Here is a 22,168-nt window from a genome sequence, read left to right on the forward strand (position 1 = left end):
ACGCCTTTCGGGGAGAGGGGAAGGCCGGCCGTCAGCCGCGCAGCGCGCCGGCGCCGTCGGTGACGTAGCTGTGGGTGACCAGCGCGCCGAGCGTCACGGGACCGCGCACGTGCAGCCGGCCGGTGGCGATGGCGATCTCGGTGCCCAGGCCGAGGGTGGGACCGTCGTGCAGCCGCAGCGAGCCGTTGACCACGACCATCGCGGCGTCGCAGCGGCGGCGGAAGGCGTCGACGACGTGCCGGTCCCGGGCGATGACGCCCTCGGTGTGCCCGGAGCCGTGGCGGCGGACGTGGTCCAGTGCCGCGTTCTCGTCGTCGACCGGCACGACGGCGACGACCGGGTCGAGGAACTCCCGGCCCAGGTCGTGCGCGGCGAGGGGTTCGGTCTTGAGCGCGGCGGGGACGAGGGCGTCCAGTTCGGGGGCGGTGTGCAGGGTCAGCTCCGTCTCACGGCCCGCCAGCCCGCGCGCCAGGGCCCGCAGGTAGTCCCGGGCGACGGCGCGGTCGAGCAGCAGGGTCTCCACGGAGGTGCAGCCGGCCGGCTCGGGCAGCTTGCTGTCCAGCGTGGCGCGCACCGCGAGGTCCAGGTCGGCGCTGCGGTGGACGTAGAGGTGGTTGACGCCGCCGCCACTGGCGATCAGCGGGATGGCGCTGGTGCGGCAGTACTCGACGAGCGCGGGGCTGCCCCGCGGGATGAGCACGTCCACCTCGTCGGGCCGCTTCAGCAGGGCGCGCAGCAGGCGGCGCTGCGGGTCGTCCAGCACCGTGACGAGGCCCGTGGGCAGGCCGGCCCGGGTGAGCGCGGCGTGCACGGCCCGTTCGAGGGCGGCGTTGGTGGCGGCCGTCTCCTTGCCGCCGCGCAGCAGCACGGCGTTGCCGACGGCGACCGGGAGCAGGGCGCCGTCCACGGTGACGGTGGGCCGGGCCTCGTAGACCATCAGGACGACGCCGAGGGGCCGCGGGACGCGGTGGACGTGCCGGGCCGCACCGGTGACGGGCACCTCGCTCTCGCGCACCTCGCGCAGTTCGTCCCGGGTCATCGCGGTGAGTTCGACCATCCGGTCCCGGTGGACGTCGGTCAGCCGCAGCCGCTCCACGAGTGTGGGCGGCATGCCCAGCCGCCGGGCCGCGGCGACGTCCGCCGCGTTGGCCCGGGCGATCTGCGGCCAGTGGGCGGTGAGTTCCTCGCCCAGGGCGCGGCAGTACGTGTCGTAGGCGGGGTCGCCCACGGGCGGGGCCGTGTCGAACGCCGCGCGGGCGCGGCTCAGGAGTACGTCAGGCATGCTGCTCCTCCGTTGCCGTGAGGAAGGTCCCGAGGTGGTCCAGGAGCAGGGGCAGTCGCTCGCTGTCGAACGCGGTGAAGTGGTCGCCGGGCAGCGGCCGTACGGTCAGCCGCGGGGCCACCTCGCGCCAGGCCGCCAGGTGGGCGTCGTTGTCCTCGTCGGCGCACGGCAGGAGCAGGGCGGGGCAGTCGTGGCGCGTCTCGGCCCGGTAGGAGACGACGGCGTCCAGGTGGGCGTCGGCGGTCGCGGCGACCCGGTCGGCGGGCAGGCCGCTGTCGTCGGCGGCGAGGCAGGCGTGCACACGCGCGCGCCACCGGCGTGCGGCGGCCGGATCCCGGTCGATGCGGGCGGCGGGGCTGTCGACCATCACGACCCGTGGCCGCCGTCCCTCGGCGGCGAGCCGGGCGGCCAGTTCCCAGGCGACGACGCCGCCGAGCGACCAGCCGAACAACAGCCCCGGCGGCTCGGGGAGTCCGGCCAGCAGCGGCCAGTAGCGGTCGGTCATGGCGGCGACGCTGCGGTCCGGCTCCTCCCGCGGGGCGAGCCCGTACCCGCGCAGGGCGAAGACCGGGCCGGAGCGGCGCAGGGCGAACCCGACGCCCGTGTAGGCCCCGACACCACCGCCGGCGGCGTGGACGAGGACGCTGCACGTCCCGGGCCGGGGCCGGCCCATCGGCATGAGCACCGGCTGGACGGCATCCGCGCGGCTCACGGGGTGCGTCCGCGCTGCGGGCAATCGATCATCAAGGGTCTTTCCTTCCGCACTCAACGGCATTGACGAGAAGCGACTTCCGCGCCACCCACCTTTCAAACGAAATACGTCCCCACCCCATAGAGGGCTCTTATCGGCCCCGGCCACGGGAATTATGAGGGCAGGTCAGGGGTCGGAATTCGGCACTCTTATCGACGCCATGCGAAGCCTTTATGGCTTCGGGAAAGAACTCGAATCAACGATTCCCAGCGGGGTAATCGGCGCTCGACGCCACGACCGCCGACAAGGGCAGGCCTGCCGTCGCCCAGTCATTCCGCCGAATTCAGAGGGACCCCGCATGACACTGATGCTCGACCAACCGGTCGGCGCTACCCGCTTCCGTGCCTTCGGCCCGCGGCAGATCGACGACATCGCCCGGCGCTACGGGCTCTCCCCGGAGATACGGGACGGCATCGCCCTGCTGGCGCACGTCCTGCCGTTCCGCGTCAACGAGTACGTGCTCGACCAGCTGATCGACTGGACGGACCCGGCCCAGGACCCGCTCTTCCGCCTGGTCTTCCCCCAGCGCGGCATGCTCCCCGAGGCCGACGAGCGTTCCCTGGAGGCGCTCGTGCGCTCCGGTGCCACCAAGCGCGAGATGGCCGCCGAGGTCGCGCGGATCCGCGCCGGACTCAACCCGCACCCCTCCGGGCAGCGCGAGTACAACGTGCCGGTGCACGAAGGCGAACGGCTGGCCGGCCTGCAGCACAAGTACCGCGAGACGGTGCTGTACTTCCCCACGCAGGGGCAGTCCTGCCACTCCTTCTGCACCTACTGCTTCCGGTGGGCGCAGTTCGTGGGAGACCCCTCCCTGCGCTTCGCCGCCCCCGGCCCGGACCGGCTCGTCCGCTACCTGCACGACCACCCCGAGGTCAGCGACGTCCTGGTGACGGGCGGCGACCCGATGGTGATGAGCACCGACCGCCTCACCGGGCACCTGGAGCCGCTGCTCGGCGTGGAGAGCGTCGACACCGTCCGCATCGGCACCAAGTCCCTGGCCTACTGGCCGCAGCGCTTCGTGAGCGACGCGGACGCCGACCCGCTGCTGCGGCTCTTCGAGCGGATCGCGGCCGCGGGCAAACAGGTCGCCGTCATGGCCCACTTCACCCATCCCCGTGAGCTGCACACCGACGGGGTGACCGAGGCGGTGCGGCGCATCAGGGCCACGGGGGCCGTGGTCTACTGCCAGGCCCCGATGGTCGCGCACATCAACGACGACGCCCGGACCTGGGCCGCCCTGTGGAAGGCGGAACTCGCGCTCGGCGCGGTCCCCTACTACATGTTCGTCGAGCGCGACACCGGCCCCTACGACTACTTCAAGGTGCCGCTGGCCCGCGCGATGGAGATCTTCCACACCGCCTACCGCACCCTGCCGGGACTCGCCCGCACCGTGCGCGGCCCGGTCATGTCCACCACGCCCGGCAAGGTCGTGGTGGACGGCGTCGAGAGCGCCGGCGGGGAGCGGTACTTCCAGCTGCGGCTGGCCCAGGCCCGCAACCCGGCCCTGGTCGGCCGCCCGTTCCGGGCGCACTACGACCCCAGTGCCACCTGGCTCGACGATCTGGAGATCGCGGCGGACACGCCGCAGGACATCCGGGAGGCGCTGCGGCCGTGAACGCCTCGATGTCGCCCAACCTCGCCCTCAACGAGGAGGTCGCGCGGCTGCGGGCCCAGGGCCGGTCCGTCGTCCACCTCGGCTTCGGCGAGTCCCGGCTGCCGGCCTTCGCGCCCCTGGTGGAGCAACTGTGCGCCGGCGCCCGTCGCAACGCCTACGGGCCCGTGGCCGGAGCGCCCGACGCGCTCGCCTCGCTTGCCGGCTACTTCGAGCGCCGCGGCCTGCCCACCGGCCCGCGAGACGTCCTGCTCGGCCCCGGCAGCAAACCCCTGCTCATGGCGCTGAACCTGGTCCTGCCCGGGGACGTGCTCCTGCCGCGTCCCAGCTGGAACTCCTACGAACCGCAGGCCCGCATGGCCGGCAAGCAGGTGTACGGCGTCCCGATCCCCGCCGCGTGCGGCGGCATCCCCGACCCGGACGCCCTGCCGGAGACCATCGAGCGGGCCCGCCGGTCGGGCGGCGACCCGCGCATCGTCGTGCTCACGCTGCCCGACAACCCGACCGGCACGCTCGCCGGCGCCGGGCTGGTCGAGCGGGTGTGCCGGATCGCCGAGGCCGAGGACCTGGTCGTCGTCTCGGACGAGATCTACCGCGACGTCATGCACCGGCCCGGCGCCCCCTTCCGCAGCCCCGCCGAAGTGGCCCCCGGCCGCACGGTGGTGACCACCGGGCTGTCCAAGTCCCTGGCGCTCGGCGGCTGGCGCGTCGGCGGCCTGCGCGTGCCCCCCGGTGCGTGGGGACGCGATCTGCGCGAGCGGCTGGTCGCCGTGGCCAGCGACCTGTGGTCCACGCTGTCCGGCCCGATGCAGCAGGTCGCCGCGTACGCCTTCGGCGACCCGCCCGAGATCCGGCAGCGGCTGGCGGCGAGCGCACGGCTGCACGGAGCCGTGGCCCGTGCCGTGCACGGCGCGGCGATCGCCGCCGGAGCCACCTGCCGGCCGCCCACCGGGGCGTTCTACGTCTACCCCGACTTCGAGCCGCGGCGCGAGGCGCTGGCGCAGCGCGGGGTGACCGGATCGGCGGCGCTGGCCCGCCATCTGCTGGACGAGCACGGCCTGGCCGTCCTCGCCGGACACCACCTCGGGGACGATCCTGGCGCGCTGCGCTTCAAGGCCGCCACCAGCATGCTCTACGGCGACACCGACGAGGAGCAGGAGGCCGCCCTCGCGGCTCCCGACCCGCTCGCCCTGCCACACGTCGCCGACGCCCTCATCCGCGTCGCAGAAGGCTTCGCCAAACTCGGCGCCTGACCCCACCCGGGAGACACCATGGAGACACCCGACGTCCGCGCGGTCGTCACCGGCATCACCGCCGAGGTCCTCGGCGTCGACGAGGCCGACCTGCACAGCACCACCACGCTGACCGGCCTGCCCACGTTCAGCTCCTTCCGCATCGTGGAGATCGTCGAGCGGGTCGAGGAGGAACTCGACACCGAGGTCGAGGCGAGCGAACTCACCCCGGACAACCTCAGCCGCCTGGACACGCTCATCGCCCTGTTCGAGCGGACCCTGAGCACCAGCGGGGTGCCCGGATGACCGTCACCGACCTCCCCCGCACGGCGTGGCGGCCCGCCGACCTCGAACGGGCCGTGTCCGAGGTCGAGGCAGAGGCCGCCCGGCACGTCGAGGCCTGCGACCGCGAGGCCCGCTTCCCCGCCGAGGCGCTGGAGGCGATGCGCCGCACCGGACTCCTCGGGCTCCTGGTGCCCGCCGAGGACGGCGGCCCCGGCGGTGACCTGGCCGACCTGCTGGCCGTCAGCAGCCGCCTGTCCCGCACCTGCATGTCGGTCGGCATGATCTTCACCATGCACTGCCAGCAGGTGGCCGCCGTCGTCCGGGACGGCGGCCCCCTGCGGGAGCGGCTGCTGCCCCGCATCGTGCGCGGCGAGCTGTATCTGGCGTCGGTGACCACCGAAGCCGGCACCGGCGGGCATCTGCTGTCCTCGGGGTCCCGGCTGGCGGCCGGCGACGGCTCCACCGTCGGCGTGGACCGCTTCGCCCCCGTGGTGACCGGGGGCAGTCACGCCGACGCGTTCCTGATCACGGCCCTGGCCCCGGACGCCACGTCCCCGTCCCGGCTGTCGCTGGTCTACGCCGAGCGCGACCAGCTCACCGTCACGGTGCGCGGCGGCTGGAACCCGATGGGCATGCGCGCGACCCACAGCGCGCCCCTGCACCTGTCCGGCGAGATCCCCCGCGACCAGGTCATCGGGGAGCACGGGGCGTTCCGGGACATCGCGGTGCGCACCTTCGCCCCGCTCGCCCACCTCGGCTGGGCGGCGTGCTGGCAGGGCGCGGCCGACGGCGCGCTGCAGCGCGTGGTGACCCTGCTGCGGGCCGAGCGGCGCCGCTACGACCTGGACTCCCCCCTGCTGCTCACCCGCCTGTCGCGGGTGCGCCAGCGCCTGGACACCGTCCACGCGCTGATCACGCACGCCGCGTCGGTCCTCGCCTCGGCGGAGGACACCACGGCCGCGCCGGTGCAGCTCCTCGTCAACGCGGTGAAGCTGACCGCGTCGGAGCTGTGCCCGGCGGCGGCCGACGAGTTGACGGACCTGATGGGCATGCGCCACGGCTATCTGCGCGACTCGCCGACCGGCCTGGAGCGGACGCTGCGCGACCTGCGGTCCGCCCCGCTGAACTACAGCAACGACCGGCTGCACGCGGCGGACGGCGTGCTGGCCCTCATGGACCGGGAGGTCCGCCATGTCTGACTCGCTGTTCGCCCTGTTCTCCGCGAGCGCGCGGCGGCACACGGACCGGCCCGCCCTGTGCGTGGCCGGGGCCACCCTCAGCTACGGGGAGCTGGCGCGCGCCGCCGACCGCCTCGCGGCCCACCTCGGCCCGCTGCCACCGGGCGCGCGCGTCGGGCTGCTGGCCTCCCGCTCGCCCCTGGCGTACGCCGGGTACCTGGCCGTCCTGCGCGCCGGGGCGACCGTGGTGCCGCTCAACCCGATCTTCCCCGCGCAGCGCAACGCCGCGATCGCCGCCCGGGCCGGCCTGCGGACGGTCCTCACCGACGTGGCGCTGCGGGACCTGATGCGCGAGAGCGCGGTCCCGCTCGCCCTGGCGGCGGCGGACGGCACGCCGTCGGGGCACCACACCCCGGCCGCCCCGGCCAGCGGTGCCCCGGCCTCCCCGGGCGGCCCGGAGGCGTCGCCGCCGGACGGCGAGGCCCCGGCGTACATCCTCTTCACGTCGGGTTCGACGGGCGTCCCCAAGGGCCTGCCGATCGCGCACGGCAACGTGCTCCCCTACGTCGCCCACCAGGTGGAGCGCTACGAGGTCGCCCCGGGCGACCGGCTGAGCCAAACGTTCGACCTGACCTTCGACCCGTCCGTGTTCGACATGTTCGTGACGTGGGCCGGCGGCGCCACCCTGGTCGTGCCGCAGCGGGAGGACCTGGCCGACCCGGCCGCCTTCGCCCGGGCGCACCGGCTCACGCACTGGTTCTCCGTGCCGTCGGTGGTCTCGCTGGCCGCGCGGATGCGCAGGTTGCCGGCCGGGTGCCTGCCCGAACTGCGGTGGGGGCTGTTCGCGGGAGAACAGCTGACGCTCAAGCAGGCGGCCGCCTGGCACCGGGCGGCACCGGGCGCGGTCATCGAGAACCTGTACGGCCCCACCGAACTCACCGTCACCTGCACCGCCCACCGGCTGCCCCCGGATCCGGCCGACTGGCCGCGGACCCGCAACGCCTCCGTGCCGATCGGCCACCGCCTGCCGCACCTGGAACACGTCGTCCTGGACGGCACGGGCAGTCCCGCGGCCGAGGGCGAGCTGTGCGTACGCGGCGTACAGCGCTTCGCGGGCTACCTGGACCCGGAGAACAACGCGGGCCGCTTCCTCGACTGGGAGCCCGGCACCGCGGCGCGCGTCCACGACACGCACGACGCCCCGGCGGCGCGCCTGTGGTACCGCACCGGCGACCGCGTCGTGGAGGAGGACGGGGTGCTCACGCACCTCGGCCGGCTGGACGCCCAGGTCCAGGTCCACGGCTACCGCGTGGAGCTGGGGGAGGTCGAGGCGGCCCTCGGCGGTCACCCCGGCGTCGAGGACGCCGCCGTCCTCTTCGACGGCACCGACCTCAGGGCCCTGTACGTGGGCGCCTCGGTGCCGGTGGCGGACCTGGCCGGATGGGTGGCGGCCCGGCTGCCGGCCTACATGGTCCCGGGCCGGTTCCTGCGGGTGGACCGCTTCCCGCTCAACGACAACGGCAAGCTCGACCGCAAGAAGCTGGAGACGCTGGCATGCTGAGGAACGACCACGACGCACTCTGGCACAACTCCCTCACGCCGCAGACCGTGCGGGACGGCGGGTTCGACGACACCGCCGTCGTGCACGGCAAGGGCTGCCGCCTCCAGGACGCCACCGGCACCTGGTACCTGGACGCCCGGGCGGCCATGTGGAACACGACCCTCGGCTACAGCTGCGAACGGATCGTGGACGCCGTCACCGACCAGCTCCGCCGGCTGCCGGTGGCCCAGATCATCCGCTACGCGGAGCCCGCCGAGGTCTCCCTGCGCTATGCCCGCCGGCTGGTGGCCGAACTGCCCGACCCGCTCAACCACGTGCGTTTCGGCAGCACCGGCTCCCAGATGACCAGCGCCGCGGTGCTCATGTCGCGCTTCGTGCGCAAGGTGCGCGGCGAGGCGCAGCGCGTCAAGGTCCTGGCCTTCACCAACGGCTACCACGGCACCGGAGGCCTGGCCGGCGCGCTCACCGGAGAGCGGCAGATGCACGCGCTGCAGGCCCCGCTCGCCCCCGAGGTGCACCACGTGCGGCCGTGGGATCCGGACGCCCTCGAACGGGCCGTGCGGCGGCACGGCCCCGAGAACATCACCGCCGTGATTGTGGAGCCGATCATGGGCACCGATGTCGTACCCGCCCCCGAGGGCGCCCTCGCCTCGATCCGGGAGCTGTGCGACCGACACGGCTTCCACCTCATCGCCGACGAGGTCACCACGGGGTTCGGCCGGACGGGCGCGCTGTCGGTGATGGCCGCGCAGGGCGTCCTGCCCGACATGCTGGTGCTGGGCAAGGGCATCACCTCCGGCTATTTCCCGCTGGCCGCCCTGGTCTGCTCGGACACCGTCTTCGACGAGGCCGTCTCCCGTGCGGAGTACGTCTTCCCGCACGGCTGCACCGCCGACGGCCACCCCGCCGCCATGGCCGCCGGACTGGCGGTGCTGGACGAACTGGCGGACGGCGCGCTGCTGGAGCGGGTGCGCACGACCGGGGCGCGGATCCGCCGCGGGCTGCGAGAGGCGGCCGAGGAGATACCGCTGATCCACGAGGTGCGCGGCGAAGGCCTGATGATCGGCGTGGAACTGCGCCGGGGGTCGGGCCGGTTGGGTGCGAGCGAGATGGCGCGGGTGCGCGATGCCTGCAAGGCCGCCGGTCTGCTGCTGACCAGCACCAACAACACGCTCGTGCTGATGCCTCCGCTGGTGCTGGCGCAGGAGGAGGCCGACGAGCTGGTGGAGCGGCTGACGGCCGCGCTGCGCACCGTCGTCGGGCACCTGTCGTGACCCGGCGTCCGGCCGTCGCGGTCGTCGACGGCTTCGGGTCGGCCGCCCGTCTGGCGAAGGCGTTCGACGCCGCCGGGCACGACTGCGTGCGGGTGCAGAGCACCGTCGACATGCCCGACCACTACCGCAGCGAACTGGACCTCGGCCTGTACGCCGACAATGTCGTGCACACCGGCGACGTCGAAGCCACCGCCGCGCGGCTGGCCGAACACCGGACGGTCGCCGTGATCGCCGGGGCCGAGCAGGGCGTCGAACTCGCCGACGCCCTGTGCGAGGCCACGGGTCTGCCGGGCAACGGCACGGCACTCAGCCACGCGCGGCGCACCAAGGACGTGCAGACGCGGACCGTGGCGGCGGCCGGCCTGCCCACGGCACGTCAGCTGACGGTCGGCAACGCCGGGCAACTCGAGGCCTGGCACGCGCGGCTGGGCGGGCGGGTCGTGGTCAAACCGGTCCGCAGCGCCCGCAACGACGGGGTGAGCGTGTGCGACAGCCCGGCCGAGTCCGTCGCCGCCTACGAGCGGATCCGCAGCGCCGTCAACGACTTCGGGGTGCGCAACGAGGGGGTGGTGGCGCAGGAGTACCTGTCCGGCACCGAGTTCGTGGTCAACACCGTCAGCCGGGACGGGCGTCATCGTGTCACCGACACCTGGCGCTACCAGAAGATCGACGTCAACGGCGTCCGGGACCGCATCAACGGCATCCTGTCGCTGCCGCCGTCGGACCCGCGCTGGAGCCTGCTGCGCGACTACGCCCGTGCGGTGCTCGACGCCCTCGGCATCGCCCACGGACCGGCCCATCTGGAGATCATCCTGACCTCCGGCGGTCCCCGTCTGGTGGAGCTCGGCGCGCGGCTGTGCGGTGCGGACGTGGCCCGTTACGCGGTCCACGTCACCGGTGAGTCGCAGATCGACCGCACGGTGCAGGCGTACACGGACCCGGAGGGCTTCCTCGCCGACGTCGACACGCCCTACCGCGCGGACGGGCACGCCGCGATGGCGTTCCTCGCCTCTCCGCTGGAGGGCCGCCTCAGGTCGTATCCGCTGCTCGGCGAGGTGGAGCGGCTCGCCAGCTACCGGGGCATGGCGCTGCGGGTCACGCCCGGGCAGCGGCTGCGCCGGACGGTCGACGACGGCACCGAGCCCCTCGCGATCGGTCTGGCGCACGCCGAGGCCGCGACCGTCGAGAAGGACTTCCAGACCGTCTGCTACCTCGACGGCCACGGCTTCTACGAAGTGGAACGGGAACCCCATGGCTGATCCGCGCACGATCGCCCTCGTCGATCCCTACGGCGCCGTCAACAAGGTGGGCCAGGCGTTCCGCGAGGCGGGGCTCGACTGCGTCCGCGTCCAGTCGACCCCGGAGGTGCCGCCCTCCTACGGACCGGCGGACCTGACCGGCTACCTCGACAACCTCGTCCACGACGGGACCTTCCCGCACATGGCCGAGCGGCTGGCGAGGCTCCGCCCGGAGGCCGTCGTGGTGGGCAGCGAACTGGGGGTGGAGTTCACCGACCGGCTCAACGAGACCCTGGGCCTGCCGGGCAACGGAACCGCGCTGAGCGAGGCCCGCCGCGACAAGTACGTCCAGATCGAGGCGCTCAGGGCGGCCGGGGTGCCGGCCACCCGGCAGGAACGCGCCGGCTCCCCGCAGGAGCTGGCGGCGTGGCACCGGTCCATGGGCGGCCGGATCGTCGTCAAGCCGGTGCGCAGCGCCCGCAACGACGGGGTGTCGTTCTGCGACACGCCCGAGCAGTCGGTCGCCGCGTACCACCGGATCATGTCCCGGGACAGCGTCTTCGACGTCCCCAACGAGGGTGTGGTCGCCCAGGAGTACCTGCGGGGCGAGGAGTTCGTGGTGAACACCGTCAGCTGCCGGGGCCGGCACCGGGTCACGGACGTCTGGTGCTACCAGAAGATCACGGTCAACGGCATGCGCGACCGGATCAACGGCATGACGTCGGTGCCGAGCGACGACCCGCGGTGGCATGCCGTCACCGCCTACTCCTACCGCGTCCTCGACGCCCTCGGCATCCGCTGGGGCCCGGTGCACCTGGAGGTCATGCTCACCGGGGCGGGACCGCGCCTGGTCGAGGCCGGCGCGCGGCTGTGCGGGGCGGACGTCGCCCGGTACGCCGTGCTACTGACCGGCGAGTCGCAGATCGACCGCACGGTGCAGGCGTACGCCGACCCGGAGTTGTTCCTCGAGGAGGCCGACGCCCCGTACGCGGTGGAGAACCACGGCGCCATGGCGTTCTTCGCCTCGCCGTACGAGGGCGTCCTGCGGGGCTATCCGCGCATCGGCCTGATCGAGGAGCTGGAGAGCTGCCGGGGCGTCACCCAGCGGTTCAAGCCCGGCGAACGTCTGGTGCGCACGATCGACGACGAGAGCGAACCGGTCACCGTGGGGCTGATCCACCCCGACCGCTCCGTCCTCCTGCAGGATTTCGCCACTGTCTGCTATCTGGACGGCTTCGGCTTTTACGACGTGGAACCGGGGCACTGAGAAGTCTCACCGCCGTTCCCGGGCCTGTCCTCCCGGGGGCGGCGGCGCCGGTGCCGCACGGTACCGGCGACAGGACCGACACCTAGGGGAGCATCGTGGCCGAAGGCTGGCGCAGGGACTTCAACTTCGTCTGGGCGGGCGAGACCGCCTCGCTGGTCGGCACCCAGGTGTACCAGCTGGCCATGCCGCTGACCGCGGTGCTCACCCTCGACGCCGATCCGGCACAACTGGGGCTGCTGGGCGCGCTGACGTTCGCCCCGTACGTCGTCCTCGGTCTGCCCGTCGGCGTCCTGGTCGACCGGTGGCAGCGGCGCGGCGTGCTGATCCTCTCCAGTCTGGGGCAGGCGGTGTCGATCGGCGCCATCCCCCTGCTGGCGGCGCTGGACCAGCTGACGTTCGGCCGGCTGCTGGCGCTGGCCTGCGCGGCCGGGACCGCGCGGGTGTTCTTCACCATCGCCTACCGCTCGTACCTGCCGGCGATCGTGCCAGCGGAGCACCTGACCGGCGCCAACTCCCGCCTCACGGCGAGCGAGTCGGTGGCGGAGATCGGCGGCCCGGGGCTGGGCGGCGCGCTGGTGCAGGTGGTCGGGGCGCCGTTCGCCCTGCTCGTCGACGCGGTCTCGTACCTCGCCTCCGCGCTGGGCGTCTCGGCCGTGCGCAAGCGCGAGAAGCCCGTGCGCGTCGACCCGGCGCCGTTATGGTCCCAGGTGACCGAGGGTTTCCGCTTCACCTTCTCCAGCCCCTACCTGCGGGCCACCCTCGGCGAGGCCGCAAGTTACAACCTGTGCTGGCAGATCGTCCTGACGATCCTCACCCTGTTCGCGGTGAAGGAACTCGACATGAGCCCGGGGACGCTGGGCCTGGTGCTGTCCGTCGGCGCCGTGGGCGCACTGCTGGGCGCGGCGTTCACCGACCGTCTCGCGCACCGGGTGGGCCTGGGCCGCACGCTGGTGATCGCCGCGGTGATCGGCGACCTGGCCCCGCTGCTGCTGCCGGCGGCGCACCGCGGCACCTGGGCGGCTCCCCTCCTGGCCGTCGCCTTCTTCGTGCAGGGCTTCGGCATCACCGCCTGCAACGTGCACACCATGACGATCCGTCAGACGGTGACCCCGGAGCGGCTGCTGGGGCGCACCAACGCCGCGTACCTGTTCGTCGCCCTGGGCATGAAGCCGGTCGGCTCGCTGCTCGGGGGCTGGCTGGGCACCCACCTGGGGCTGCGCGGGGCGCTGGTGGTGGGGACCGTGGGGCTGCTGAGCACCAGTCTCTTCCTGATCCTGTCGCCGCTGCGCACGGTCCGCACCCTGGAGAGCATCCGGCCCGAGCCTCCCGAGGAGGCCCGGGCCACCGCACCGACCAGCACGTCCTGACGGACCGGCGGGCCGGGGGCCGGCTCCGGCCCGCGCGGTCTCAGGCCACGTCCACCCGCAGGGCGTGCCCCGCCTTGTCCAGCGCGGCACGGCAGGTGTCGGCGTCGGCGCCCAGGGCGATCGCGTAGGCGACCCGGCCGTCCATCAGACCGCGGGGCGGGGGCGACTTGACCTCCCCCGCCGCCGCCAGCGGCCCGCAGCGCACCACCTGCTCCGGCAGCCCCGGCTTCTCGAAGCGGACGTCCGCGATGACGCAGTCGTCCTCGGGCGGGTAGTAGAAGCGGATGGCGGCGACCCGGCGCGCTGCGTCGGCCGTCCGCAGCCCGGGCGGTCTGCCGCAGGCGATGTCGGCCGCGGCGAGCGCGAGGTCGGGGCCACCGCCCATGAGGTTCAGCAGGGGGATCATGCCCCCGCCGATCCGGGCGTTGACCTCGATGACCTTCGGCCCGGTCGGCGTCAGCCTGATCTCCGTGTGGGTCACGCCGTCGCCGAAGCCCAGCGCGGCGTGCGTCCGCACGACCACGTCCGCCAGCGTCGGGTCGGACCACAGCGGGTCGTCCGGGTCGACGACGTGCCCGGTCTCCTCGAAGTAGGGCTCGAAACCGACCTGCTTGCGGGCGAGGCAGACCGGGGTCACGGTGCCGCGGTGGATCACGCTGTCGACGCTGATCTCCGGCCCCCGGGCGAACTCCTCGACCAGGATGTTCCGTTCGTGTGTCGGAAGGTCGGGCGCCCACGCGCCGCTGGCGTCCGTGAACGCGACGGCCTCCGCCAGGCCGGCCGGGGTGTCGGCCCGTACCACCCCGAAGCTTCCGGCCAGGGCCCGCGGCTTGACGACGACCGGGTAGCCGATGTCCGCGGCCACCGCGAGGGCCTCCTCGCGCCCGGAGACGAGCACCGAGCGCGGCTGCGGCACCCCGCCGGCGTCGAGGGCCGCACGCGTGCGGTGCTTGTCCCGGCAGCGCTCGACGCACCGCGGGTCGCCTCCCGGCAGTCCTAACGCGGCGGCCACGTGCGCGGTCTGCTCGATCCAGGTCTCGTCCCAGCAGATGACGCCGTCCAGCGCCCGCTCGGCGTCGACCGCCCGGGCGACCCGCACGAGGCCGTCGACGTCGGCCAGGTCGGCGACCACGGTGTGGCCGGCGATGTACGCCCGTTCCCAGGTGGGGGGTTGGGCCAGCACCAGGTGGACGCGGAAGTCGCGGCTGATCGACCGCAGCAGGTACTCGCGGTAGGCGCGGATGCCGGGCGTGATCACGAGCAGGTGTCCGATGGTCATGGGCCCCGGTTACCCGTGCGCCGCCGGGCGAGTCCCCCGGCGGCGTCCTCCGGAGGGCTCCCTAGGTGTCCCGCTCGGCGACGAAGATGCAGAACGGGTGGCCCTCGGGGTCCCGGTAGACGCGGAAACGCTCCTCGTCGTCGGGGTCGGGCCGGTCGCGGTTGCTGAGCAGGCTGCCGCCGAGGGCGAGCACGCGCTCGTGCTGGTCGCGCAGTTCCTCCAGCGAGGCGACGCTCAGGTCGAGATGCATCTGCTGGGGCACCGCGCCGTCGGGCCAGTCCGGTGCGCGCAGTCGCTCCACCTGCTGGAAGGCGAGCTGCGGTCCGCCGCCGGGGTTGCGCAGGACGAGCCAGTCCCTGCCGTGCTCGTCCGGCTGGCCGGCCGGGGGCGGTTCGTCCCCTTCCGCGTACACGAGGCCCAGCAGGGACCGGTAGAACTCGGCGAGGGTGCGGGCGTCGGTGCTGTCGATCACGGTCTGCACCAGCCGCAGGCGGCTTGCGTCGTCGGTCATGGACTCCAGGTGCCCGGCCCGGCCCGCTCCGAACGGCCCACTCGGGGGAACCGCCGACCGGCGCCGACGGCACGACGCCCTGGACAGACATCGGCCGAGTGTGGCAGCTTCGAGGGAAACGGAAATTGTATTCCGAAATGCGGAAATCAGGGTCACGCCGTCCTCACCACTTCCCGGAGGCAGCCCCATGACGGAGATCACCCCCGGCCCGGCCGCCTTCCACCTGCTCAGCGGTGCCGTCGGCCGGCTCCTGGCGGCGGTGGACGGCCTCGACGACCCGGGCGTACGCGCGCCGTCCCGGCTGCCGGGCTGGACCCGGGCCCATGTGCTCAGTCATCTCGCCGCCCAGGCACCCGCCCTCGAACGCCTCCTCGCCTGGGCGCGCACCGGCGTCAGGACCGAGCAGTACGCCGGCCGCGAGGCCCGGGATGCGGAGATCGAGGCGGGGGCCCGTCTGCCCGCCACCGAGCTCGCCGCCCGGGTGCGCACCAGCGCCGCGCACTGGCAGCGCGCGGTCGAGACGCTGCCCGACGCCGCCTGGGACGCCGTCGTCGTACCGTTCACCGGCGAGGTGTGCACAGCCCGCCGCATCCTCGTCATCCGGCTGCGCGAACTCACCCTGCACCTGGTCGATCTGGACGTCGGGCACGAGGTGGCGGACATCCCGCCGGCGGCGCGCGACATCGTCCTGGACGACGTCCTCGGCCACTACGCCCGAGCCGCCGGTGTGCCCTCGTTCATCGTGCGCGATGCCGACGGCGTGGAACTGGCCCGGTTCGGTGACGGCACACGTGTGGTGTCCGGGACACGAGCGGATCTCCTCGCCTGGTGCAGCGGCCGCGGCACCGGCGACGCCCTGGACGCCCCCGACGGCCTGCCCGCCCTGCCCCCGTGGATCTGACCCGCGCCACTGCGGCACGACCGGGGACGACGACCGGCCCGCCGGAGTACGCGGTCGGTCACCCGCCTCAGCGCACGCCCGCCGCGTCGAGCAGCGTGGTCACCGTGGGGGCGACGAGTCCGCGCAGCGTGTCGGCTCCGATGCCGGCCCGGGCGCTGGCCCCGTCGAAGACCAGGCTGAGCTGCCGGGCCAGCAGAGCGGGATCGCCCGCCTCGCCCTGTGCGGCCTCGTCCCGGAAGAAGGCGGTCAGGCGCTCCTTGACCTGATGGGCGACCCGGCTCGCGGGGTGGTTCCGGTCCTTGAGCTCGATCTGCGCGGCCAGGAACGGGCAGCCGTGGAACTCGGGCGCGCCCGACTGCTCCTCCACCCGCTCGAAGACGTGCAGGATCCGCTCCCGGGGAGAGCGGCCGTCGTCCGCAGCGGGCAGGAGTGCGTCCACGTAGACAGACGTACGCCGCTCCAGACTCGCCGCGAGCAGTTCGTCCTTGCTCTCGAACAACTGGTACATGGAGCGCTTCGAGACCCCCGCCGCCTTGCAGAGCGCCTCGACGCCGATGCCGACGCCGTCTCGGTAGGTGAGCGTGGCCGCCGCCTCCAGCAGCCGCTCCCGGGGGCTGGGTCTCACATCGGTCGTCATGGCGCGAGGTTAACGCGATTCCGGACGGAATGAAAACTGATCGGTTTCCACCGGTTTCCCCTGAGGCACCCCGGCCCCACCCCCGCTTGCAGTCCGGAAACCGATCGGTTTACCGTACGAGGAAACCGATCGGTTTCTCACTGCGTGGAGGCAGTCATGACCGCTCTCAAGGGCGTCAACGTCTTCGTCACCGGCGGCAGCCGGGGCATCGGCAAGGCACTGGTGGAGGAGCTGTACGCACGCGGCGCCGCCAAGGTCTACGCCACGGCCCGCGACCCGCGTTCGGTCACACACCCCGACGCGGTCCCCGTGGCCCTGGAGGTCACCGACCCGGCCTCCGTCGCGGCGGCCGCCGCACGGGCGGACGACGTCACCGTGCTGATCAACAACGCCGGCGCCGTGGTCGGCGCCTCCTTCCTCGACTCCCCCGTGGACGACGTGCGCCGGGAGTTCGAGACCAACTTCTACGGCCCGCTGCTCGTGACCCGCGCCTTCGCGCCGATCATCGAACGCAACGGCGGCGGCCACGTCCTCACGGTGCACTCCGTCCTCTCCTGGCTGGCCATCAGCGGCTCCTACAGCGCCTCCAAGGCCGCCCTGTGGTCGCAGACCAACTCCCTGCGCCTGGAACTGCGGCCGCGCGGCATCGCCGTCACCGGACTGCACGTGGGCTACGTGGACACGGACTTGGCGGCACACGTCGACGCACCCAAGTCCGACCCCCGCGACGTCGCCGCCCTCGCCCTCGACGGCGTCGAGAAGGGCGCGTACGAGGTGCTCGCCGACGACGTCTCACGTCAGGTCAAGGCGGGCCTGGCCGGCGACCTGACCGGGCTGTATCCCCAGCTGGCCCGCTAGGACCGGCAGTACCGGGAAACGGAGGAGACGCCCGGCCGGGTTCCGGGCGGCGCGTCGCACCGGACGACCCGGGCGCGACGAGGAGCGCTCCCGGTGGCACCCGGCTGGTCACGACCCTCGCGCACCGGCGGCCGCGAATCGGCACCGGTGCCGACCGGCGGCGGGCCGCCCTCGCGGCGCACGGTCCCGCCGCGGCCATGATTTGATCCGCGCGCGAGCACGACACCGGGAGCGGCCGCTGCAGAGCAGGCCGAGTAGCCGCGGCCACCGGCCCACTCCGGCCGGGCCGCTGCGGGCCTGACGCCCGCACGCGGCCGGTCGGTCACCGCTCGGCGGGGCCTGAGTCGTGGCTGCCGTAGCCGGAGGCGCCGCGTGCACGACGGCCGGAGGGCATGTTCGCGCCGGCGGCTGCCGCGAGGGCCAGCAGACAGGCGATCACTCCGACGATCACGTTGTTGGTGATGGTCCGGGTCGTGTCCACCTCGCCCGCCACCACCCACGGCGCGACGATCGTCCACGCGCCGAGCGCCGCGGCGGCCCACGCCATGCTGTGCGTGCGCTCGAAAGCGTGCCCGAAACCGCCCATCAGCAGCGCGTAGGAGATGCCGACGATCAGGTTGGTCACGGCCAGGGTGGAGAAGCCGTTGAAGCCCGCTATCCAGGGCGACGCCGCCAGATACAGTCCGGTGATCACACCCAGGGCCTCGATCGCCTGCGCGCGCGGCGTGGTCGCCGCCCGCTCGTGCCGGGCCCGCATCTCGAGGATGTCGGGGTGGGACTCCATGGTGGGTTGGTTGTAGCTCACGACCGCCTCCAGCAGCGAGATGTTCCCTGACATGCCGCCGCGTACCCGTAAAAGCGGGATAAAACCGGCTTGAACGGCCTCAATCGCCACCAATCGACCATGCATATGCCGATGCCAGGTGTAGGAGTCGTGGGCGGGGAAGGAGGATTCGTAACCTTGAGGAGGCTGGTGTGGAGCGGGATCGGATGGGGCTCGGCGAGGTGCTGACGGCGGCGGAGGCCGCCCCGCCGGTGCGTTCACTCGATGTGGTGGCGCACAATCTCCGCGAACGGTTCGATGCCCGCTATGTGTCGTTCCTGTTCGTGGACGTGGTCGGCCGGCGCCTGCTGCGGGTCCACGAGGAGCGGGCGAGCCCGCAGGAACGCGACGCGGACCAGGTCCTCCTGGCCGGCAGCGCGTACGACGAGGTCCTGCGCACCCAGAAGACGGTCCAGGTGCCGGAGGGCGCCCAGGGGCAGCGGGTGCTGGCCCCCGTCACCAACCGCGGCGACGCCATCGGGGTGCTGGAGCTGCGCCTCTCCCATGCCTCACAGGACGTGCTGGAGCAGGTCGAGGAGGCCGCGCACGCCCTGGCGTACATCATCGTCACCGACCGCCGCTTCACCGACCTCTACCACTGGGGCAACCGCACCGCCGAGGTCACTCTCGCCGCGGAGATCCAGCGCCAGCTGCTGCCGTCCGCGCCCTCGTGCGATGCCTCCGAGTTCTCCCTGGCCGGAGCACTGGTCCCGGCCTCCGACATCGCCGGTGACACCTACGACTACAGCCTCGACGAGGACACCCTGCACCTGTCCATCACCGACGCCATGGGGCACGACGTCGACGCCTCCCTCATGGCCACCCTCCTGGTCAACGCCTCACGCGGCGCCCGCCGCGCCGGCGCCGACCTCGCCGAGCAGGCGCGCCGGACGCACCAGGCCCTGCTCCGACACGGCCGCCGCACCTTCGCCACCGGGCAGTTGCTGCGCATCGCCCTGGACGGGACCGGTGCCCAGCTCGTGAACGCCGGCCACCCGTGGCCGCTGCGGCTGCGCGACGGCGCGGTCGAGGAGATCAAGCTGCACATCAATCTCCCCTTCGGGCTCGCCATGCAGGGCCCCTACCGGGTGCAGGACCTCGACCTGCGCCCCGGCGACCGCCTCGTGCTGTACACCGACGGCATGCAGGAACGCCAAGCGAAGGCCGTGGATCTGGCCGGCCTCCTCCGTGACACCGCCGACGAGCACCCCCGCGAGGCCGTGCGCGCCATGGTCGCCGCGGTCACCGACGCCTGCCAGGGCCAGGTGCGGGACGACGCCACCGTCCTGTGCCTCGACTGGCACGGCCCCGCCCCGCGGGCCGCAGCGCCGCAGGCCGGCGCCTGACACGACGCGACGGGCCGGTCAGTCGACCGTCATGCGCAGGCGCACCGTGAGACCGGTGGGGAGCGTGCGCATCTCCACCAGGTCGCAGAGCTGGTGCATCATCCACACGCCCCGGCCGCCGGCCGCCGAGAACGGGTCGGGGCGCTGCCTGCCGATCAGCGGATCGGTCATCCGGCCGCGGTCGCGGACCTCGGCGATCACCGACCGCGCGTCGCGCCAGAGCCGCAGCGTGCCCTTGCCGCCACCGTGCCGGACGGAGTTGCTGGTCGCCTCGCTGACGGCCAGCAGCCAGTCGGTGCCGCGGCGCGGGGACAGGCCCTCCCTCTCGGCCCACTCCCGTGCGGTGTCCCGGACGCTCGCCAGCTCCTGCTCCCCGAAGTGGACAACGGTGGCGTCCGCGGGTTCGGGCAGGGGCGTGTCACAGTCCCGGCAGACCTCGTGCGGGTCCGTGTGCGCCGGGCTCGGCCGGTAGCCGCCGGAACCGGCGATGACGGGATGGGTGCGGCCCGCCTGGGCCAGCACCGGCTCGGGCAGCGCGGTCTCGTACGGGCACAGGATCGTGGCGTCGCGGTGGGCGAAAGCCAGGTTGATCAGTGCCTCGTGCCGGGTGGCCTCCCGGGCCTCCTCGGCGGTGCGCCCCACCCAGATCGGCTCGCCCACGAGGGACGGGTGTCCGGTGCGGTTGCGGTCGGCGAAGTCCTGCAGCATCGACAGGATCCGCCCGGGGTTGCGGCCGGCCTGCCGCATGTCGACCCAGGTGATCTGCGGGTGATCGGCGCCGAGCGCCTCCTGCAGCAGGGTCAGGCGCTCGCCGGGCACGGCCACCAGCACGGGGCGGCCTCGGGACGCCTCGGCACGGATGAACTCCCCGACGCCCTCCAGGTACTCCTCCCGCGTGGAGTAGAAGACGGCGGGGTGGTGGAAGGCGGCGTCGTGGTCCCGGCCTGGCGACGGCCGTGTCAGCGTCGTCATCAGCCGGCCAACTCCAGACCGCTGCCGAACTCGGGGAAGAGCTCCAGGATGCGCGTCAGCGCCAGGGGCGCCCCGAGGACCTGAACGGGCGCGTCGGAGGAGCGCCGTAGCGCCGCGTGGGCGAGGTCGGCCAGCGCCGCGGCGTCGAGGTGGTCGAGGTCCGTCAGGTCCAGGGTCACGCGCCGGGCCGGAGTCCGGGCGAGGGCGGCCGCCGCGGAGGCGGTGACCTGCCGGTTCTCGTATCCGGCCGATCCGGCGAGCCGCAGTCCGGGGCGGTCGGCCAGGGGAACGACCGCCAGGCCCGGCTTCCGGTCCGGGCGCGCGTGCGCCCCGCGCCGGGTCACATGGGCTCCCGCCAGCACGTCGAGGAGATCGTGGGGCAGCAGACGCCGGTCGTAGAAGCACCAGGCGGTCAAGGGCAGCCGGGCGAAGACCTCGTCGTGGATCCGCAACTCGTATTCCAGCAGCCGTTCGGCACCGGCCACGTCACGGGCGCCCCAGGACATCTCGCCGATGGCCCGCAGGCCCGCGTGTCCGTGTGCCGTGGCGGCCGCGACGGCCTCGTGCCACAGCCCCACCATCGCGTCCGGATCGAAGGCGGCCCCCGCCAGGTAGGTCTCGGCGGCGGTCGTCACCACCAGGCGGCCCCGGCGCACGGCGGAGTCGGCGTCGATGCCGCGGTCGGTCAGGGTGCGCATGACGAGCCCGGGGTCGGTGGTGTCGGCGAAGTACTGCACCTGCTCGTCGCGCCGCAGCCCCGTCCGGACGAAGCCGACCATGTGGTCGGCCCACTCGGCGTCGGTGGAGAACACCACACTCGAATGCCTGTCCCCCGCCGCTTCCGCGCCCGCGGAGACGGATGTGTCGTTCATCGGAACCACTCCGCCTCTCTGTCCCGACCGGATGCGTCCGCCTGGACGTACCGTGTCGGACAAGCACACTACAGGCCGCGACGCCAGCCGGTGGCGGCCGGCCGGAATGCGCGGAGCCGCTCCCGTGAGGCGCCCGGCGGATGACGCGGCGCCGTCCTCGCCCGGGGCAGCTCCCCCAGCTCGTGGTAGAACCGAGGGAGCCTCGCGCTGACGGGCTCCCGGGAACCGATCTCCGCGTACCGCCGAGGCTACTCCCCCGCCCGCCGCGGAACGGCCGGGTGCGGGCACGGCGGGTACGGCTGTCCGGTGCGGGGGACGCGCGGTTGCGTAACATGCCCTGCATGCGTGCACCCATGACATCCCGGCGCGGCGAGACCGTCGTACGGCGGGCTGTCGCCCGGGACGCCAAGCGGCTCACCCGACTGGTGCGCGGCTCGCGCGCCTACGAGGGCCCGTACGCGTCGATGGTCTCGGACTACCGCGTGGGCGCCGACTACATCGCGACGCATCGCGTCTTCGTGGCCGTCGACGCCGGTGAGTGCGCGGGCCGGGTGCTCGGCTTCTACGCGCTGATCCTCGAGCCGCCGGAACTGGACCTGCTCTTCGTCCAGGACGGGTCGCAGGGGCGCGGGATCGGCCGCCTGCTCGTCGAGCACATGAAGGCCGAGGCGCGCGCGGCGCGGCTGGACCGGGTCCGGGTGGTGTCGCATCCCCCGGCCGAGGGTTTCTACCGCAGTGTGGGCGCGGTGCGCACCGGGACCGTCCTGGCGAACCCGCCCGCCGTGGCGTGGGACCGGCCCGAGTTGGAGATCGTGCTGTCGTAGCCGCCGATCCGCCCTCGGGCACGGCCCCGGGGAACTCCGGGCACGGCGGCCCCGGCGGGCCGCTCCTCGGCTACGATCACGTCGGCCGTCGTCGTCGC

Annotated in this window: 21 protein-coding genes; 13 read left to right on the top strand and 8 right to left on the bottom strand. The window is 73.5% G+C overall.

The features are described 5' to 3' along the window. Positions 1-31: 31 nt before the first annotated feature. A complete protein-coding gene (locus ACIGAN_RS04795) occupies positions 32-1,282 on the bottom strand; it encodes a glutamate-5-semialdehyde dehydrogenase (protein ID WP_365744052.1) in 1,251 nt (416 codons plus the stop codon). Continuing rightward, entirely contained in the window at positions 1,275-1,994 is a 720-nt protein-coding gene (locus ACIGAN_RS04800) for a thioesterase domain-containing protein (protein WP_399854867.1), read from the bottom strand. The genes ACIGAN_RS04795 and ACIGAN_RS04800 overlap by 8 nt, the downstream gene beginning before the upstream one ends. A 337-nt stretch (positions 1,995-2,331) precedes the next feature. Here ACIGAN_RS04800 and ACIGAN_RS04805 point away from each other — a divergent pair, with 337 nt between their 5' ends. The 9 genes from ACIGAN_RS04805 to ACIGAN_RS04845 all read left to right on the top strand — a co-directional run bounded on the left by ACIGAN_RS04805 (position 2,332) and on the right by ACIGAN_RS04845 (position 13,047). After that, positions 2,332-3,648 carry a KamA family radical SAM protein gene (locus ACIGAN_RS04805; RefSeq protein ID WP_365744048.1) on the top strand — a complete coding sequence of 439 codons (1,317 nt, stop codon included), beginning with the start codon at positions 2,332-2,334 and terminating at the stop codon, positions 3,646-3,648. Positions 3,649-3,656: 8 nt separating this feature from the next. Next, entirely contained in the window at positions 3,657-4,898 is a 1,242-nt protein-coding gene (locus ACIGAN_RS04810; RefSeq protein ID WP_365744090.1) for a pyridoxal phosphate-dependent aminotransferase, read from the top strand. An 18-nt stretch (positions 4,899-4,916) separates the two neighbouring features. Continuing rightward, on the top strand, positions 4,917-5,183 hold the full coding sequence (locus ACIGAN_RS04815) for a phosphopantetheine-binding protein (RefSeq protein WP_365744046.1): 267 nt from the start codon (positions 4,917-4,919) through the stop codon (positions 5,181-5,183). After that, positions 5,180-6,361, top strand: a complete 1,182-nt coding sequence (locus ACIGAN_RS04820) for an acyl-CoA dehydrogenase family protein (protein ID WP_399854869.1) — start codon at positions 5,180-5,182, stop codon at positions 6,359-6,361. The genes ACIGAN_RS04815 and ACIGAN_RS04820 overlap by 4 nt, the downstream gene beginning before the upstream one ends. Then, the gene (locus ACIGAN_RS04825) at positions 6,354-7,901 is read left to right on the top strand and encodes an amino acid adenylation domain-containing protein (RefSeq protein WP_399854871.1); all 1,548 of its coding nucleotides are present in this window, start codon (positions 6,354-6,356) and stop codon (positions 7,899-7,901) included. The genes ACIGAN_RS04820 and ACIGAN_RS04825 overlap by 8 nt, the downstream gene beginning before the upstream one ends. Further along, positions 7,895-9,175 carry an aspartate aminotransferase family protein gene (locus tag ACIGAN_RS04830; RefSeq protein WP_399854873.1) on the top strand — a complete coding sequence of 427 codons (1,281 nt, stop codon included), beginning with the start codon at positions 7,895-7,897 and terminating at the stop codon, positions 9,173-9,175. The genes ACIGAN_RS04825 and ACIGAN_RS04830 overlap by 7 nt, the downstream gene beginning before the upstream one ends. Next, a complete protein-coding gene (locus tag ACIGAN_RS04835) occupies positions 9,172-10,434 on the top strand; it encodes an ATP-grasp domain-containing protein (RefSeq protein WP_399854875.1) in 1,263 nt (420 codons plus the stop codon). The genes ACIGAN_RS04830 and ACIGAN_RS04835 overlap by 4 nt, the downstream gene beginning before the upstream one ends. Beyond that, positions 10,427-11,680, top strand: a complete 1,254-nt coding sequence (locus tag ACIGAN_RS04840) for an ATP-grasp domain-containing protein (RefSeq protein ID WP_399854876.1) — start codon at positions 10,427-10,429, stop codon at positions 11,678-11,680. The genes ACIGAN_RS04835 and ACIGAN_RS04840 overlap by 8 nt, the downstream gene beginning before the upstream one ends. Before the next feature lie 95 nt (positions 11,681-11,775). After that, a complete protein-coding gene (locus ACIGAN_RS04845; RefSeq protein ID WP_399854878.1) occupies positions 11,776-13,047 on the top strand; it encodes an MFS transporter in 1,272 nt (423 codons plus the stop codon). Between the two features lie 40 nt (positions 13,048-13,087). On the opposite strand, the gene ACIGAN_RS04850 is transcribed toward ACIGAN_RS04845, so the two are convergent. Both ACIGAN_RS04850 and ACIGAN_RS04855 read right to left on the bottom strand, forming a co-directional pair. Further along, entirely contained in the window at positions 13,088-14,326 is a 1,239-nt protein-coding gene (locus ACIGAN_RS04850) for an ATP-grasp domain-containing protein (RefSeq protein ID WP_365744033.1), read from the bottom strand. 61 nt (positions 14,327-14,387) lie between these two features. After that, a complete protein-coding gene (locus tag ACIGAN_RS04855; protein ID WP_399854879.1) occupies positions 14,388-14,837 on the bottom strand; it encodes a VOC family protein in 450 nt (149 codons plus the stop codon). A 187-nt stretch (positions 14,838-15,024) separates the two neighbouring features. Between ACIGAN_RS04855 and ACIGAN_RS04860 the strand changes: the two genes are divergently transcribed. Next, complete coding sequence (locus ACIGAN_RS04860; RefSeq protein ID WP_399854881.1) at positions 15,025-15,738, top strand: maleylpyruvate isomerase N-terminal domain-containing protein; 714 nt, start codon at positions 15,025-15,027, stop codon at positions 15,736-15,738. A 67-nt stretch (positions 15,739-15,805) separates the two neighbouring features. Here the strand turns inward: ACIGAN_RS04860 and ACIGAN_RS04865 are convergent, their stop codons facing one another. Then, a complete protein-coding gene (locus ACIGAN_RS04865) occupies positions 15,806-16,375 on the bottom strand; it encodes a TetR/AcrR family transcriptional regulator (protein WP_399854883.1) in 570 nt (189 codons plus the stop codon). A gap of 156 nt (positions 16,376-16,531) precedes the next feature. Between ACIGAN_RS04865 and ACIGAN_RS04870 the strand changes: the two genes are divergently transcribed. Further along, entirely contained in the window at positions 16,532-17,233 is a 702-nt protein-coding gene (locus ACIGAN_RS04870) for an SDR family oxidoreductase (protein WP_399854884.1), read from the top strand. Positions 17,234-17,555: 322 nt separating this feature from the next. Here ACIGAN_RS04870 and ACIGAN_RS04875 read toward each other — a convergent pair whose 3' ends face one another. Continuing rightward, positions 17,556-18,071 carry an SPW repeat protein gene (locus tag ACIGAN_RS04875; protein ID WP_399854885.1) on the bottom strand — a complete coding sequence of 172 codons (516 nt, stop codon included), beginning with the start codon at positions 18,069-18,071 and terminating at the stop codon, positions 17,556-17,558. A gap of 137 nt (positions 18,072-18,208) precedes the next feature. On the opposite strand from ACIGAN_RS04875, the gene ACIGAN_RS04880 reads away from it, so the two are divergent. After that, a complete protein-coding gene (locus ACIGAN_RS04880) occupies positions 18,209-19,402 on the top strand; it encodes a PP2C family protein-serine/threonine phosphatase (RefSeq protein ID WP_399854886.1) in 1,194 nt (397 codons plus the stop codon). 18 nt (positions 19,403-19,420) lie between these two features. Here the strand turns inward: ACIGAN_RS04880 and ACIGAN_RS04885 are convergent, their stop codons facing one another. After that, a complete protein-coding gene (locus ACIGAN_RS04885) occupies positions 19,421-20,374 on the bottom strand; it encodes an anti-sigma factor RsbA family regulatory protein (protein ID WP_399854887.1) in 954 nt (317 codons plus the stop codon). Further along, positions 20,374-21,246: an MEDS domain-containing protein gene (locus ACIGAN_RS04890; protein ID WP_399854889.1), complete on the bottom strand. Its 873-nt coding sequence runs from the start codon at positions 21,244-21,246 to the stop codon at positions 20,374-20,376. The genes ACIGAN_RS04885 and ACIGAN_RS04890 overlap by 1 nt, the downstream gene beginning before the upstream one ends. Positions 21,247-21,587: 341 nt before the next feature. On the opposite strand from ACIGAN_RS04890, the gene ACIGAN_RS04895 reads away from it, so the two are divergent. Continuing rightward, entirely contained in the window at positions 21,588-22,070 is a 483-nt protein-coding gene (locus ACIGAN_RS04895; protein WP_399854890.1) for a GNAT family N-acetyltransferase, read from the top strand. The last annotated feature ends 98 nt before the right edge of the window (positions 22,071-22,168 follow it).

This window comes from Streptomyces sp. NPDC085931, from assembly GCF_044540565.1.
GTDB lineage: Bacteria > Actinomycetota > Actinomycetes > Streptomycetales > Streptomycetaceae > Streptomyces.